Source organism: Niallia sp. FSL W8-0635, assembly GCF_038007965.1.
In the GTDB taxonomy this organism is placed as follows: Bacteria; Bacillota; Bacilli; order Bacillales; family Cytobacillaceae; genus Niallia.
Genome location: NZ_JBBOYD010000001.1, coordinates 1,917,183 through 1,932,540, shown reverse-complemented (window position 1 = coordinate 1,932,540; position 15,358 = coordinate 1,917,183). Strand labels below are relative to the sequence as shown.

18 protein-coding genes are annotated in these 15,358 nt (G+C 35.5%); all 18 read right to left on the bottom strand.

Annotated elements, in window-relative coordinates:
• Window positions 1-2: 2 nt before the first annotated feature.
• Complete coding sequence (flhF, locus tag NYE52_RS09005) at window positions 3-1,172, bottom strand: flagellar biosynthesis protein FlhF (protein WP_341192766.1); 1,170 nt, start codon at window positions 1,170-1,172, stop codon at window positions 3-5.
• Window positions 1,169-3,205 carry a flagellar biosynthesis protein FlhA gene (flhA, locus tag NYE52_RS09000; RefSeq protein WP_341192765.1) on the bottom strand — a complete coding sequence of 679 codons (2,037 nt, stop codon included), beginning with the start codon at window positions 3,203-3,205 and terminating at the stop codon, window positions 1,169-1,171. The genes flhF and flhA overlap by 4 nt, the downstream gene beginning before the upstream one ends.
• Window positions 3,206-3,279: 74 nt before the next feature.
• Entirely contained in the window at window positions 3,280-4,359 is a 1,080-nt protein-coding gene (gene flhB / locus NYE52_RS08995) for a flagellar biosynthesis protein FlhB (protein WP_341192764.1), read from the bottom strand.
• Complete coding sequence (fliR, locus tag NYE52_RS08990; RefSeq protein WP_341195142.1) at window positions 4,360-5,139, bottom strand: flagellar biosynthetic protein FliR; 780 nt, start codon at window positions 5,137-5,139, stop codon at window positions 4,360-4,362.
• Window positions 5,140-5,146: 7 nt separating this feature from the next.
• Window positions 5,147-5,416: a flagellar biosynthesis protein FliQ gene (fliQ, locus tag NYE52_RS08985; RefSeq protein WP_031534510.1), complete on the bottom strand. Its 270-nt coding sequence runs from the start codon at window positions 5,414-5,416 to the stop codon at window positions 5,147-5,149.
• Between the two features lie 12 nt (window positions 5,417-5,428).
• Entirely contained in the window at window positions 5,429-6,094 is a 666-nt protein-coding gene (gene fliP, locus NYE52_RS08980) for a flagellar type III secretion system pore protein FliP (RefSeq protein WP_341192763.1), read from the bottom strand.
• Window positions 6,087-6,827, bottom strand: a complete 741-nt coding sequence (locus tag NYE52_RS08975; protein WP_341192762.1) for a flagellar biosynthetic protein FliO — start codon at window positions 6,825-6,827, stop codon at window positions 6,087-6,089. Before NYE52_RS08975 ends, fliP begins: the two co-directional genes overlap by 8 nt.
• A gap of 24 nt (window positions 6,828-6,851) precedes the next feature.
• Window positions 6,852-7,214, bottom strand: a complete 363-nt coding sequence (locus NYE52_RS08970) for a response regulator (RefSeq protein WP_341192761.1) — start codon at window positions 7,212-7,214, stop codon at window positions 6,852-6,854.
• A gap of 21 nt (window positions 7,215-7,235) precedes the next feature.
• Complete coding sequence (gene fliY / locus NYE52_RS08965; protein WP_341192760.1) at window positions 7,236-8,462, bottom strand: flagellar motor switch phosphatase FliY; 1,227 nt, start codon at window positions 8,460-8,462, stop codon at window positions 7,236-7,238.
• A complete protein-coding gene (gene fliM / locus NYE52_RS08960) occupies window positions 8,452-9,450 on the bottom strand; it encodes a flagellar motor switch protein FliM (protein ID WP_341192759.1) in 999 nt (332 codons plus the stop codon). The genes fliY and fliM overlap by 11 nt, the downstream gene beginning before the upstream one ends.
• A 32-nt stretch (window positions 9,451-9,482) precedes the next feature.
• A complete protein-coding gene (gene fliL, locus NYE52_RS08955; RefSeq protein WP_341192758.1) occupies window positions 9,483-9,911 on the bottom strand; it encodes a flagellar basal body-associated protein FliL in 429 nt (142 codons plus the stop codon).
• Window positions 9,901-10,122 (bottom strand): flagellar FlbD family protein, encoded by a 222-nt coding sequence (locus NYE52_RS08950; RefSeq protein WP_341192757.1) that lies wholly within the window; start codon window positions 10,120-10,122, stop codon window positions 9,901-9,903. Before NYE52_RS08950 ends, fliL begins: the two co-directional genes overlap by 11 nt.
• A gap of 50 nt (window positions 10,123-10,172) precedes the next feature.
• Entirely contained in the window at window positions 10,173-10,961 is a 789-nt protein-coding gene (flgG, locus tag NYE52_RS08945) for a flagellar basal body rod protein FlgG (protein ID WP_341192756.1), read from the bottom strand.
• 77 nt (window positions 10,962-11,038) lie between these two features.
• Window positions 11,039-11,440 (bottom strand): TIGR02530 family flagellar biosynthesis protein, encoded by a 402-nt coding sequence (locus NYE52_RS08940; RefSeq protein WP_341192755.1) that lies wholly within the window; start codon window positions 11,438-11,440, stop codon window positions 11,039-11,041.
• Between the two features lie 11 nt (window positions 11,441-11,451).
• Window positions 11,452-12,090, bottom strand: a complete 639-nt coding sequence (gene flgD, locus NYE52_RS08935) for a flagellar hook assembly protein FlgD (RefSeq protein WP_341192754.1) — start codon at window positions 12,088-12,090, stop codon at window positions 11,452-11,454.
• Window positions 12,091-12,104: 14 nt separating this feature from the next.
• Window positions 12,105-14,276 (bottom strand): flagellar hook-length control protein FliK, encoded by a 2,172-nt coding sequence (locus NYE52_RS08930; RefSeq protein WP_341192753.1) that lies wholly within the window; start codon window positions 14,274-14,276, stop codon window positions 12,105-12,107.
• 33 nt (window positions 14,277-14,309) lie between these two features.
• Window positions 14,310-14,906 carry a MotE family protein gene (locus tag NYE52_RS08925; RefSeq protein WP_341192752.1) on the bottom strand — a complete coding sequence of 199 codons (597 nt, stop codon included), beginning with the start codon at window positions 14,904-14,906 and terminating at the stop codon, window positions 14,310-14,312.
• Window positions 14,907-14,914: 8 nt separating this feature from the next.
• Window positions 14,915-15,358: a flagellar export protein FliJ gene (fliJ, locus tag NYE52_RS08920; RefSeq protein ID WP_341192751.1), complete on the bottom strand. Its 444-nt coding sequence runs from the start codon at window positions 15,356-15,358 to the stop codon at window positions 14,915-14,917.

The window sequence follows — 15,358 nt, the reverse complement described above, 5'->3', positions numbered from 1 at the left end:
ACTTAATCTACCTCAATTATTTTATTTACCAGTTTTAGTGGCGTTGCTGGGACAATATCATCAGGCACATTCTGCCCTGTCGTAATATAGGCGACACCCTTTTGGCAGGAAACAATTAAATTGATCATTGCTCCATAGGAAGATGTTTCGTCTAATTTCGTAAATACAAAGGAATCAATTTCAATCGCTGAAAATTGTTGATATATTTCTTCTAAATCCCTTTGCTTTGCCGTCAATGATAGTACAAGCAATGTTTCCATTTCTCTTTTATAATCGACCACTTGCATTAAATCTTCAACATATTTTTTATTCCGAAAATTTCTACCTGCCGTATCAATTAATATTACGTCGCAACTTTCGAGTTTTTTCGTTGCCTGCTCAAAATCTTCCATCGAATAACATACTTCTAATGGAACATCTAAAATATTCGCATACGTTTTTAGCTGTTCAATTGCTCCGATTCTATATGTATCTGTTGTAATAAATCCGACCGTTTTTTGCTTTTTCAAAATAATATTGGCTGCAATTTTTGCTAAAGTAGTTGTTTTCCCAACACCGGTTGGTCCGATTACATTTATATATTTTTTTGCTAAAGAAACTTCTCCAAAGGAATAGGAAGAAATCTCCGCTAAAAGAAGCTGCTGTGCCCACTTAAAAACGTCTGACTCTGCTACATTTTCGCCTGCTGCATACCATTTAGCAACAAGCTCTTTGACCATTCTATTTTTAATCGTTGGGTCTATTTCCTGTTTATCTAGCTGGTTCACTACTTTTGTTATTGGAGTAGGAATGGAAAAGGAGACATTATTACTTTTGTCTCCAAATGCTTGGACATTTTGATTAATTTCATCTAATTGCTTTGCTATATCTGGAAAATCAGATACCCTTTTTGACATACTAGCTTCATCAATGGATTTCGTATTTGTTATTGGTTGTTTTATTAAAACTGGATTTCGCACTTCTCGCTTTTTAGGCTGCTGCGGGATTGATGTTTCCGATAAACTCGGATCAATTGCAGCAAGAACTTCAATATTTCTTTTTTTAAAAAGGCCTAAGAAGCCCCCTTTATAAATCACTTTAGAATGAAGAATAACCGCATCATTTCCTAATTCTGCTCGGATTCTTTTCATTGCTTCTGGCATATCCCGCGCTATATATTTTTGTATTTTCATTCGATATTCACAACTCCCACACTTTGAACTTCCACATTTGCTTCTAATTCATTGTACGATAATACTGGAACTTGTGGAAAATAGCGTTCTGTCAATTGTCTTACATACATTCTTACAGCTGGTGAGCATAAGAGTATTGGCAACTGCTCCATGACAGATAATTGCTCTATTTGTCCTGCAATGCTTTCTAAAATGGATTGGGAAATGCTTGGATCTAGTGCCAAAAAGTTTCCATGTTCTGTTTGTTGAATATTATCCACAATTAGTTTTTCCACTTTTCCTGATAAAGTTACTACCTTAAGTGAATCATTTTGGTTACTATATTGATTTGTTATTTGACGTGCTAATGATTGTCTTACATATTCAACCAATAAATCTGTATCAGATGTCATTTTTCCAAAATCAGCTAATGTTTCAAATATCACTGGCAAATTGCGAATAGAAACGTTTTCTCTTAATAATTTTGCAAGAACCTTTTGGATTTCTCCAATGGATAAAGGAGTAGGTGTCACTTCCTCAATTAATATAGGATAGCTTTCCTTTACATGATCCACTAATTGCTTGGTTTCTTGTCTACCTAATAATTCATAAGCATTTGCCTTAATAACTTCCGTAATATGTGTGGATACAACAGATGGCGGATCGACTACGGTATAACCAAATATTTCCGCTTGTTCCTTTGTACTTTCAGTTATCCATTTTGCTGGCAATCCAAAAGATGGTTCGATTGTATCAATCCCTTCAATGGAATCATCGTCCATTCCCGGACTCATCGCTAAATAGTGATCTAGTAATAACTCCCCGCGCGCTCTCTCATTCCCTTTTATTTTTAACCGATATTCATTTGGCTGTAATTGAATATTGTCTCTTATACGGACAACAGGAATGACTAATCCTAATTCGATCGCCAGCTGCCTTCTAATCATCACTACTCGATCTAACAAATCTCCCCCTTGGTTGGCATCTGCTAGAGGAATAAGACCATATCCAAACTCAAATTCAATCGGGTCCACATTTAATAAACTAACTACACTTTCTGGACTCTTTAGCTCATCTGTCTGTATTTCTTCTTCCAGCTCCTGCATTTGTTCTAAATCATCCTTTGGCTTCCTAGATAAGTAATAGGCACCAAAGATAAGAAGACCTGCGATGGGAATCGTTAAGAAGTCATCAATCGGTGTAAATAAACCTAATAGAAAAATCGTTCCACCCGCTACATACAGCATTTTCGGATATGCCATTAGCTGAGAGGTAATATCAGAGCCAAGGTTACCTTCAGAAGCAGCTCTTGTCACGACAATACCAGTCGCAGTAGAAATTAATAATGCCGGTATTTGGCTGACAATTCCGTCCCCTACTGATAATAAGGAAAAATGCTGGGCAGCATCGCCAGCTGCCATACCAAGCTGAGTCATCCCGATAACAATTCCAAAAATCAAGTTAATAGCAACAATAATAATACCAGCAATAGCGTCCCCTTTTACAAACTTACTGGCACCATCCATGGAACCATAAAAATCAGCTTCTCTACTTACTTTCTCACGTCGTATTCTTGCTTCTTGATCAGAAATAATTCCTGCATTTAAATCTGCATCAATACTCATTTGCTTACCTGGCATTGCATCCAATGTAAACCTTGCAGCAACTTCTGATACACGCTCCGAACCTTTTGTGATAACAACAAATTGAATGATGACAAGAATTAAAAAGACCACTAACCCTACAACAATATTTCCGCCAATAACGAAGGTTCCAAAGGTATGGACAACTCCACCTGCATCCCCTGTTGACAATATAGATCTAGTAGTGGATACGTTTAGCCCAAGGCGAAATAAAGTTGTTAATAGTAAAAGGGAAGGGAAAATAGAGAATTCGAGAGCTTCACTCATATTCATAGTTAATAATAAAATGAGTAGTGCCAACGTAATATTAAGTAAAATAAGAATACTTAATAACCAGGTTGGAAATGGAATAATCAACATTGCGATAATGAGAATTACACCTATCACTACGATTAAGTCTTTCCTTGCCATTTCTTCCGCTCCTTAAAAAACACACATTTGTTTCCTTATTATTTACAATAATTTATTTACTAGTATTCATACTGCTATTTATCTTTAGTCTGGTACACAAATGCAAGGATTTCTGCAACAGCCTTATAAAAATCCTCTGGTACTAAATCGCCTATTTCTACTTGATTATACATAGCACGTGCTAATGGACGATTTTCTACCATCACAACATTATTTTCTTTTGCAACTAGTTTAATTTTTTGTGCAATAAAATCTACCCCTTTTGCAACAACATAGGGCGCGTCATACTTTTCCTCATCATATTTTAAACAAATAGCATAATGAGTTGGATTAGTAATGACAACATCAGCAGTAGGCACATCTTGCATCATTCTGTGCATAGCCATCTCTCTCTGCTTTTGTTTTATTTTAGATTTTATTAATGGATCCCCTTCCATGTTCTTATATTCATCTTTAATGTCTTGCTTGGACATTCGAATATTTTTTTCATAATCATATCGTTGATACATATAATCCATGAGCGATAATATTAAAAGTGCAACCGATGCATAAAGTCCCATCTGAACCGTCAATTTAGCTATTGTCACAGCAATAGCTCCAATTGATTTATGGGAAAGAATCAGTATTTCGTCCATTTTCCCCCATAATACAGAAAAAACGACGATACCGATCACCGTAATTTTCAGCAAAGACTTTAATAGCTCCACAATGGAGCGTAGGGAAAACATTCTCTTGAATCCGGCGATTGGATTTATTTTCTCTAATTTAAATTTAATTGCTTCTGGTGAAAATAAAACACCAACTTGCATATAATTGGCAATTAATCCCCCAACAAGAGCTGCTACTAAAATGGGACTTAATAGGAGTGCAGCTTCCTTCACAATATCCAAAAACAATGCCTGCATATAATTCACCGACAAAGTAATATTTGTGAAGTCACTAAATGTAAAGGTAATAATAGACATTAACCCATCTAAGAGATACTCTCCTGTGAAACTTAGTACACCAAATACAACTAAAAGAACAAGTGCTGTGTTGACATCCTGGCTTTTGGCAACTTGTCCTTTTTTTCTTGTATCCTGTTTTTTCTTTGGAGTAGCCTTTTCTGTCTTTTCCCCTGCAAAAAACTGGAGATTTAATGATAGGAGTTTCATTTAACCAACACCTCCTATTATGTTCATCATCCCCCTCATCGTTGTTAAAATAGACGAGAATAATTGAGAGACGGAAGTCATCAATACTCCCATAACGATGAAGAGTATAATTAAGCCTGCAATAAGCTTAATAGGAACGCCAACAACAAAGATATTTAATTGAGGTACCGTTCTTGCCACTATTCCTAATCCCACATCAACAAGAAAGATACTTCCGACAACAGGGATAGACATTTGAAAGGCAATAGCAAACATTAAACTAAAAGTTTTAAGGAGAAATTCTGCAAAATCTCCGTTTCCAAAGTTAATCCATGCCTGATCCATCGGTATATACTGATAGCTATAAAAAATCCCATCTAATAATAAATGATGACCATTAGAGGCTAATAAAAAAAACATAGCAATAATCGTTAAATATTGACCTGTAAGAGGACTTTGCGTTCCTGTTTGAGGATCAATGACGTTTGCGATGGCAAATCCCATTTGAAAATCAATAAATCCACCTGCTATTTGAATAGCAGCAAACAGCATATATGCGACAAATCCAATTAATAGCCCTACCATAGCTTCTTTAAGAATAAGAAAATAGTAGCTTGTATCTATTGTCAGTACTGGTACATCCATTCCCCAAAACATGATTAAAGATAAAAAAAAGCCTAAACCTACTTTAAAAGATGTGGGAATCGTCCGATAAGAAAATAAAGGCAACATGAAAAAAAACGAAGTAACGCGAACTAAGATAAGAAGGAATGCTGGGAAATTTGATAAAAGTTCATCCATCATCCTTCTATCCAATAAACCTTGTTAAATTTGAAAATATATCTTTTGTATAGGATAACATGTGACTCAGCATCCATGATCCAAAGAAAACAAGCCCAACAAGAACAGCTACGATTTTTGGTACAAAAGCCAAGGTCTGTTCTTGAATTTGTGTCGTCGCTTGAAAAATACTTATAATTAGCCCTACTGCTAAAGCAATAATTAACAATGGACCACTGACAATTAATACGGTAAGAATACCCTTCTCAGCAATGGAAATAACCATTTCCTGTGACATTTTTTCACCTTCTTAAAAACTTTCTAACAGTGATTTAACAACTAAATACCAACCATCTACCATAATGAATAGTAGAATCTTAAACGGCAAGGAAATCATGACAGGTGGTAACATCATCATACCCATCGACATTAGGATACTTGCAACAACCATATCAATGACTAAAAATGGGATGAAAATCATAAATCCAATTTGAAAGGCCGTCTTTAATTCACTAATTGCAAAAGCAGGCACCATCGTCGTTAATGGGATATCCTCAATCGACTTGGGAGCTTCTGCATTCGAATAATTTAAAAACAAGGCTAAATCTTTCTGTCTTGTATGCTTGCTCATAAATTCTTTAAACGGTAATGCTGCGTTATCATACGCTTCTTCCAATGTAATTTCTTCATTAAATAACGGCGTCAACGCTTTATCGTTTACTTCCTGAAAAGTCGGAGCCATAATAAAGAATGTCAAAAACAAAGCTAATCCTACAATTACTTGGTTAGGCGGCATTTGTTGGGTTGCAAGCGCCGTTCTGACAAAGGAAAGAACAATCACTATTCTCGTAAAGCTAGTTAGTAAAATGATGATACTAGGTGCCAAAGAAAGGACGGTTAATAATAATAACAATTGAACAGATGTCGAAACATTTCCTGGATCACTGTTATTAAACAACTGCATAAACTCATTCATTTTTTTCAGACGATCCTTTCTTTTTCTTCTCTAGTACTTCCATCTTTTCCTTACGTTCACTTGATATTCGCTCTAGTTCTTTTGACAAACGATTAGAAAAAGACTCTTTTGTCTTCGGTTTAGAATCACCTGATGTTACGATACTCTTCACCTTTGTCACAATATCGCTTGGTTGTACTAGTTGATCTAATTTTCGATTATACTCTTCCAATATTTCTTTATACTCTTGTTCATCCTCAATCTCTTTGATTAATTGAATACTATCTCCAACACCTACTATTAATAACCGCTTTCCTACTTTTATTAATTGAATAGATCGATTAGATCCTAGTGCAGTGCCACCAATATTTTCAATAATTTGCGAGCTTTTATATCCATGATTTCGTTTATTAATAAATCGTAGAATAAAATACATTAAGAAAATGACAAAGATTGTCGCAAAAATCATCTTAACAAAATCCCAAATCGTCACGCCTATTGAACCAGTATCCTCAGAATCCGTTTCCTCAAGGAGTAAATTCGTTTGATCCGCTGTTGATTCATCATCGGTATTAGGATTCTCTTCTGTTTTTTCCTCTTTTTCACTTTCTTGATTTTTATTCTCTTCTGATTCTTCATTATGTAAAATATCATATACACTTTTATCAATTTGTTCTGCATAGGCTTTCGTTCCAAAGCCTAGCAGAACAATGATGAGTAGTGAACAACGAATTAATAAATATGCTTTATTCACATTCGGCACCCTCTATTTTCATTTTTAGCCTAATGTTTTACTGATTGCTTCTAATACACGGTCTGCCTGGAATGGCTTTACAATAAAATCTTTCGCGCCAGCCTGTATTGCATCAATAACCATTGCTTGTTGTCCCATTGCTGAGCACATAATAACCTTTGCATTTGGGCTCATTTTTTTGATTTCCTTTAATGCTGTAATTCCATCCATTTCTGGCATGGTAATATCCATTGTTACTAAATCTGGTTGTGTTTCCTTGAATTTTTCGATTGCTTGCATGCCATCAGCTGCTTCTCCAACGATTTCATATCCATTTTTAGATAGAATATCCTTGATCATCATTCGCATAAAAGCGGCATCATCAACGATTAGAATTTTTTGTGCCATTTTCCTCAATACCCCCAAAAATTATTTTAAATTTTTTAATCGATCCTTTTGACTAACAATATCAGTTACACGAACACCGAAATTCTCATCAATTACCACTACTTCCCCTTGTGCAACCAAACGATTATTTACAAGAATGTCCACTGGTTCTCCAGCTAACTTGTCTAATTCAATAATGGAGCCTGAAGACAGCTCTAGTATCTCTTTAACTGATCGTTTCGTTCTGCCAAGCTCAACCGTTACTTGTAAAGGTATATCCAATAACATATCTAAGTTTTTTGTTTCTGTTACCGTTTGTGGCTGCATATCAAAGCTAGAAAATCCTGCTGGTTGCACATTTGGTGGCGGACCTTGTGTATTAGACCCTGAGCCAAAATATTGTTGCTGCTGATTCACGTTAGTCTGATTAGCACTTGTATCAGCATAATTACCAGGATTACTATTAGGCATTTCGTTTGAAACCTGCTGATAATTATTTGTCACACGTGACTCTTGCATCGGTTCTTTTGGCTCATATACTGAATTATAATCGACTTCGGGAATATTTGAAACTTCTTCTTCTGTATTATCTGGATTTAATAATCCTTCCACTAGCTTTTGCGCAAAAGAAAGCTGTAATAATTGCATAATATTTGAATCAATTAAATTCCCTATCTTAATTCGAAATGAAATTTTAGCAAAAATATCTTCATCCGGAATCGTATCTGTTCCTTCCCCTTGATTAATGTCTAAAATATCAATACTTGGAGGAGAAATGTCAACTTTTTTGCTAAAAATGGTGGACATGGATGTAGCTGCCGAACCCATCATTTGGTTCATCGCTTCTTGCACTGCACTTAACTGTATTTCATCTAACATGTCTTTATTGGCATTAAGCCCATCTCCACCAAGCATTAAGTCAGCAATAACAGCTGCATCTGTTTGTTTAATAACAAGCAGATTCATTCCTGAAAATCCTTCTGTATAATTGACTCTTATTGCTACATATGGGTGCGGAAATTCATCTGACAGCATTTGTTTCGAGATCACACTTACAGTTGGTGTCGTGATATCTACTTTTTGATTTAATAATGTGGATAAAGCTGTGGCCGAGCTACCAAAGGATATATTTCCGATTTCCCCTAAGGTATCTTTTTCTATATCTGATAAGTACTTTTCTACATCCATTTCAGGACTCTCATTTGTTACACTATCTCCCCGCAAGAGAGCATCAATTTCATCTTGTGAAAGCATATCCTTACTCACCATCTTCCTTCCCCTCCTCTAAAGTTCCTAATACTTGAACAGCCATCTTTTTATTTACTTTTCCTGGTTGTCCAATAAATTTAGGGATATCGCCAACTTTAATAATTAAGGGTTGTTGTATCGTTTGATTCATTTCAATGACATCGCCAATATCCAACATTAAAAAATCCTGGATGGAAATATCAGACGTGCCTAGTTCAGCGACTATTTGTACAACCGACTGCTGAATATTTTCTTCTAAACGAGAAGTAAATTCAGGTAGTCTTTCCTTTTTCTCTGCCTGCATCCAATAATGGCCAGATAGCTTTGGAATGATTGGCTCTAAGACCACATGTGGAATACAAATATTAATCATTCCACTTGTTTCTCCGATTGTCGTGCTTAACGAAATAACTACTACTGTTTCATTTGGAGAAACCATTTGCAAAAACTGTGGGTTTACTTCGAATTCAGCAAGTGTCGGCTCAATATCAACAATGTCTTCCATTGCTTCTCTAAAAAGATCAAAAGCATTTTCAAACATATTGGACATAATTTTTGTTTCAATTTCTGTCAAATTATCTACTTTATTTATACTGCTACCTCTGCCACCCATCATTCGGTCCATCATTGCATAGGCTATATGCGGATTGACTTCCATCAAGATTCTTCCTTCTAATGGAGGAACATCGAATACATTTAGAATCGTCATTTTTGGAATAGAACTAATGAATTCTCCATATGGAATTTGATCTGCTGACGTAACAGATATTTGCACATATGTTCTTAATTGTGCCGAGAAAAAAGTTGTTAACAATCTAGCATAATTCTCATGAAGTCTTGTTAAACTTCGAATCTGATCCTTCGAGAATCTTAAGGCTCTTTTAAAATCATATACCTTAACCTTTTTTTCCTGTTGCTCTTTTTTCAGCTCATCTGCATCCATTTCACCAGATGATAAGGCAGAAAGAAGGGCATCTATTTCATTTTGGGATAAAATATCAGCTGTCAAATTTACTCACCTCCATCTTTTCTCTTTTTAATTTATTGGAGTAGAGAGTTTACAATATAAACTTGGACTACTTTGCCTTCTTGCATTAGTTCGTTTATTTTATCCTTGAGATCATTCTCTAATTTAATTTGTCCATTTTTTCCTTTTAAGTCTTCTGTAGTTTTCTCAGATAACTCTTGAATAATGATATTTTTCACTTGAAAATCTCTTTTTTCTAGTTCTTCCTTCGCCTTCTTACTATCTGTCTGAATCTTAAAGGATATTCGGATGAAATTATCAGTAGCTAAATTTGTCGTAATTTCTTCCACATCAACAGAAGATTCCAAGATTTCTTCAATAGACGGTTCCTTTGCCTTCTCATCGCCAGTAAATTTCCAAATATAAATGAATGCCCCCGCTCCAGCCAGTGTAATGACTAGTAATAAAACGAGCATCGTAATGATAACTTTATTATTCTTCATCGTCTTTCTCTCCCACATGCGGTAATCCGAAGAGGTTCACTTTTTGAAAAAAATGATTCATTCTCTCCAATACTTCCTCTTCACTTTCTTTAACAACGAATTTATTCCCATTTGTTAAAGTAATTGTTGTATCAGGAAAAGTTTCGACTGTTTCAATAAATAAAGCATTTAATAAAAACTTTTTTCCATTTAGTCGAGTTAAATGTATCATTTTTTTGTATGAGGCTACCCTAAATGATAGCCTCTTCCCCTCCAATTAAATTATCGTTTTAAGTTAACTAATTCTTGAAGAATTTCATCAGAAGTTGTGATGATTTTTGTATTGGATTGGAATCCTCTTTGTGCAACAATCATTTCCGTGAATTCTTCTGAAAGGTCAACGTTAGACATCTCTAGATAACCACTGTTAAGAGAACCTGCTCCGTCTTGTCCAGCAAAAGTTTGAGTCGCCGGTCCTGAGTTACCAGAAACTTGGAAAGTATTACCGCCCGCTTTATCAAGTCCTTCTGGATTTTGGAAAGTGAACATTTGAATTTGGCCACCTTGTTGTAAAGCACCTGTTGCATCAACATAACTTATTTGCCCATCTGTACCAATACTAAAACTTTGAGCATCAGCAGGAATGATTGCATCTCCTTCAATTGATAATTTCAACCCACTTGAGTTAACGATGTTTCTATTTGCATCGAAATAAAAATTCCCTGTTCTCGTATAAAAACTTGCACCACTAGCATCTTGTAATTCAAAGTAGCCTTCTCCAGAGATAGCTAAGTCAAGTACTCGACCTGTTGTTTGCATACTTCCTTGTGTATGAAGAGTATCAATTGAAGCTACTTGTGCTCCAAGTCCAACTTGCTTTGCATTAATACCACCTTGATTTCCGGTTGGAGCAGTTGCACCTGAAGTTGTTTGGCTAATTAGATCACTGAAAGTTGTACGACCTTTTTTAAAGCCATAGGTATTAACGTTAGCAATATTATTCCCAATAACATCTAATTTTGTTTGAAAGTTTTTCATCCCACTGATTCCTGAATATAATGAACGTAACATGTATAATTATCTCCCTTCGAATGAACTGCCTCTATCATTCAGCAGTTTTTGGCCTCCATTTTTGGTCCAGCCTTTTTTTAATTCATAATGATGGTTCCATTTATATTAGTAAAAATCTGATCTGTTGCTTCCTCACGATCCATTGCCGTGATTACCGTATTGTTTTTCGCACTTACGATTAATGCAGCATTATTTAAAAGTACGAGTGATTCTTTTATTCCCATTTTCTTTGCCTGGGTAACTTTTTCTTCAATCGCCTTCCATTTGGCATCATCTATTTCAATACCTCGTTGCTGAAGTCTCTCATTTGCATGTTTACTAATGTTCAGCGTATTTAAAGATGAAATCGACTGTTGTAAATGGGTAGAAAACGATGGAATATTTTGCGCTTTATGCACAGTTGCGTTTGATTTAATCGCCTCAATACCATTTTTAATAGCAGCATGTGATTTTATTGAAGGATAAATGGACTTATCCATCTAATCACTTCCTATTCAATTTTTGTAATTTGTCCTGAGGCAATTTTGCTTCCTGCCTCATCATCCAATGTTAGTTGTATTTGTCCATTCTTTAATGATACTGACTGAACCTTACTACTTACTTCTTCATTATTCGTATTGGCATAAGAAACGGTTTTTCCAATTAATTGACTTGCTAGCACCAGATTATTTTCTGATGAATCTTTACTCACACTACTTATATTTGCTGGAGTAACTTTTAATCCATCATCTAGCGTAAATTCCACACTATCACCCGTGAAAGCAACGGAAGTAACTTTTCCAACACCAGAAGATGTTATGCTATTGCCTGCTTCATCGGTTTCTATCTTACTCCAATTCACTTCTTGTCCCATAAATTGGCCGTAAGAGATTAAATTGGACTGTGTTTGCAGGGAAATTAAGTTTGTCATAGATGAATTCAAATTCTGCATTTGTTCTAAGCTTGAGAACTGAGCCATCTGTGCAATAAACTCTTTATCATCCATTGGATTAGATGGATCTTGGTTTTGTAATTGGGTAATTAAAATTTTCAAGAAATCATCTTTTCCTAAAGAAGAGCTACCAGTTGAATTAGTTGATTTCTGATAGTCTGATAAATAAAGAGAAGTGTCACTAATTGTATTTGCCATCTATTCTTGCTCCTCTAGACTTCCATATTTAATAATTCCTCAAAAAAGGAAGTTTTTCGTTTATTCTCATCTTCATCTGCATCTTTTTTGTGTCTTTGTGATTGAGACTGTTGCTGTTCTTGTTGCTGCTGTTGCTCTTTTTGCAGTTTCTCCTGTGGTTGAGAAGAGACAACGATATCAAGCTTATCCACTTGCAGATTTTGTGCTGCAAACCCATGTTTTAAGCTAGTAAGCTGTTTTTCTAGTGTTTCTTTCGCTTCAGCAGTTGTCGTTATAATTCTCGCTATCATATTACCTTCATTTTGGGTAATTTCAATTCGAATCGACCCTAAATGATCTGGCGCAAGACGAATGGCGAGCTTTTGCATATCGCCTACTTTAGTAAACGTACTATTTGCTAATAGTTTGGCAAATTGTTCCTCCACATTTTTCGGCTGTGCCATTTCTCCTGAACTCGTTAATAACGTAAACGGATGTTGCTTTATAAAGGTATTTTGCACAGTTGGAAGTACATTTGAATCTATATCATACTCATTCCCTTTAACTGTTGTTGCCTTTATTTCTACACTTGGCATGAGTGTTTCTCCTGCTTTTCGTAAGGAACTTACCATTATAGGATTAATCACTTTTTGAACTACCGGTGTATTCTTTTGTTCTAGTTGTTTATCAAGCTTGGTAAGAATCGATGAGATAATCGCTTTAAGCTCGCTCGTTGCTTCTGTAACAATCGTTTGTGAAGCATCCATTTTCGAATTTGTTGTATTTGTTTCTTTCCCAATAATATTTCTACTTTCTTGTAATACACGATTTTGTATGGCTAATAGCTTCGTATCAATAGTTGAATATCTTTTTGGGATATCTCCATTATCCTCACTACCCTGTATTACTGCTTCTTTCATTACTACTTCTGTTTCTTCTAGAACTGGTTCACTTGAACTATTTTGTTGAGATAACAGATTATTCTTCTGTTCTCTTGTCATCTGCAATAAATAATCTTCGTCTATACCATTAAAAGCCATCCCTATTTCACTCACAACTGGAGCCTTCGTATCTGTGTTACTACTACGCTCTTCCATATGTGCTACCATTTCCACTGCATTCGTTTCAATAGGATGATTATCAGTAGTTAGCCTAATTTCTTGTTGAATACTCTCACTAGCCTTTTGTTGCTTATCCATTTGCAATGGCGGATTTTCATCAGCCAAGTGATCGGCAATTTCAGTAACCACTTGATTATTTATTTTGCTATGAAGAACCGGAGGAGCATTCATTTCGGACTTAAATTCTTTGTTTATCGGTGCCGTCTTTACTCTTTCTTGTAAGGAGGCTTCAACTATTTGTCCAGGTAGCTGCTCTTGATTCGTTACCTCAAACGGAATTGCTTTATCCTCACTCACTAAAATATCTTCCGCGTTTTGTTGCTTACCTTCTAACATTTGCTCTTTATCTGCCATTTGCACATTGTTTTTGGCTGAAGGGAACTTAAGTGCACCAACAAAAGTACTATTATTCGTGAACGAATTGCCAGCTTTCGTATCAATGTTCTTATCCGCATTCTTTGTAGCACTGTTTGCATTTAATGCTATAACATTACTAATTGAAAGGATTAAATGGTGTAAATCTTGTACCGTTCCCGTAATATTTTGAGCAGCAGACATTTCTGGTAGCTTATTTACTGTTTGCTCCAACCGTTTTAAATCCTTTAACAAAGCAGGTAACTCTGTTTGCTTAAACATATCTGGAGCTAGCTTCGTATTCATTTCTGACTTTAAAACTTGCGTAATTTTGTTTTCTAAATTAGCAAATGTTTCGGCGACAACAGAATCCATATTGGTGTCATCTAATGCAGGAATATCTACTCCATCTGAAAAAGGATGATGCTTAGATACTAACGCTTCAAGATTTAATGAAAACTCATCATCTTCAGTTGTAAAATCTATAGAGTCTGTCTCCATTTCACTGTCCACATTGGATTGGTACTTTGCATCTGTTGCGTTAGACAGTATGGTCAGTAGCTGATTTAGGCCCTCATTTTGTGCGCTCTTTTGGTCGAATTCACCAGATTGAGGCTTCGTTTTTAAAGCGTTAATTATTTGCATAAACTGTCCATCTATATTATCGGTTGGTATTCCTTGAACACTCGTTAACTCCATTTTTCGCCATGAATTAATCAGTCCTAGTTGCAATTTTTCACCCCCTTTCAATGAGACGGTTCCTATTTACGGATTGACTGTTGCATTTTCCGATAATAGTTCTGTATATTTTGAGGCAATGGATGGTTCCATTTTCTCTAATATCGACGCAAGTTTTGCTGGTTTTAGCTCTGCCAAAATTTTCAAAGCTTCGTTTTCACTCATCTCTGACAAAATCGCCGCAGCATTTTTCGCCGACATCGTATCATATGTTTTCACAATCTCAGCAACTGCCTTTTTTGTTTCCTCTTGAGCTGATTGAAGAGACGTTAATTCACTCTGCAATTTTTCCTTTTCCGCATTGACAGATTGAATTCTATTTTCACTATTTTCTAATTGGGATTCTAATGTTTTTATTTGCGCATCCCGTTCTTCCAGCTTTGTTTGTAAGGAACTGATTGTGTTTTTATTATTTTCAAGTAATTTATCCGTCGATTTTTTTTCTTCGCTAAGAAAAGGAATAGTATTTAGTAACTCTCTGCCCTTCTCTGCAATATCTGCTCCCGAATACATTAGCAATAGCACAAGAACAATGATTGCAAAAAGGCTCGGAATGACTGCAACCATTAGAAAACGCTGGAAAAAGTTAAATGGCTTCTTTTTTTCTTCCCATGAGTTTTCCATTTAGCCACCTACCTTTCATGTTGCATATATTGTTGAAGAGAAATATCATCCATCTGTTTCGCCTCTGCCGCTCGTTCTAACGCTAAATAATTGGTGTGATCTTTTTCCTTTATTTTCACAAACTTTTTTACTTCCATATTTTTTTCTAGCATTTTTTCTTGAAAATAAACCATTGAATTTCGGGCATTTTGAACCATTTTTTGGGCATGTTCAATCGTTTTTGCTAAATTAGCTACAAATTGCTGATGATGTCTAATTTCTTGAACGGATAACCCTGTTGCAATTTTGTCTGCTTGATAAGCTTCTAGGTCTTCTTTTCTCTTTAGTAGCTCATATAATTTTTCAGCAGCCTCTTCAAATCTATTTACTGATTGATTATAAGCAGAGCTTGCCTCTTCTTTTTCTCTTTCTCGAATGGTTAGGATTTTTTCAAATTTAAATTGATAGCTCAT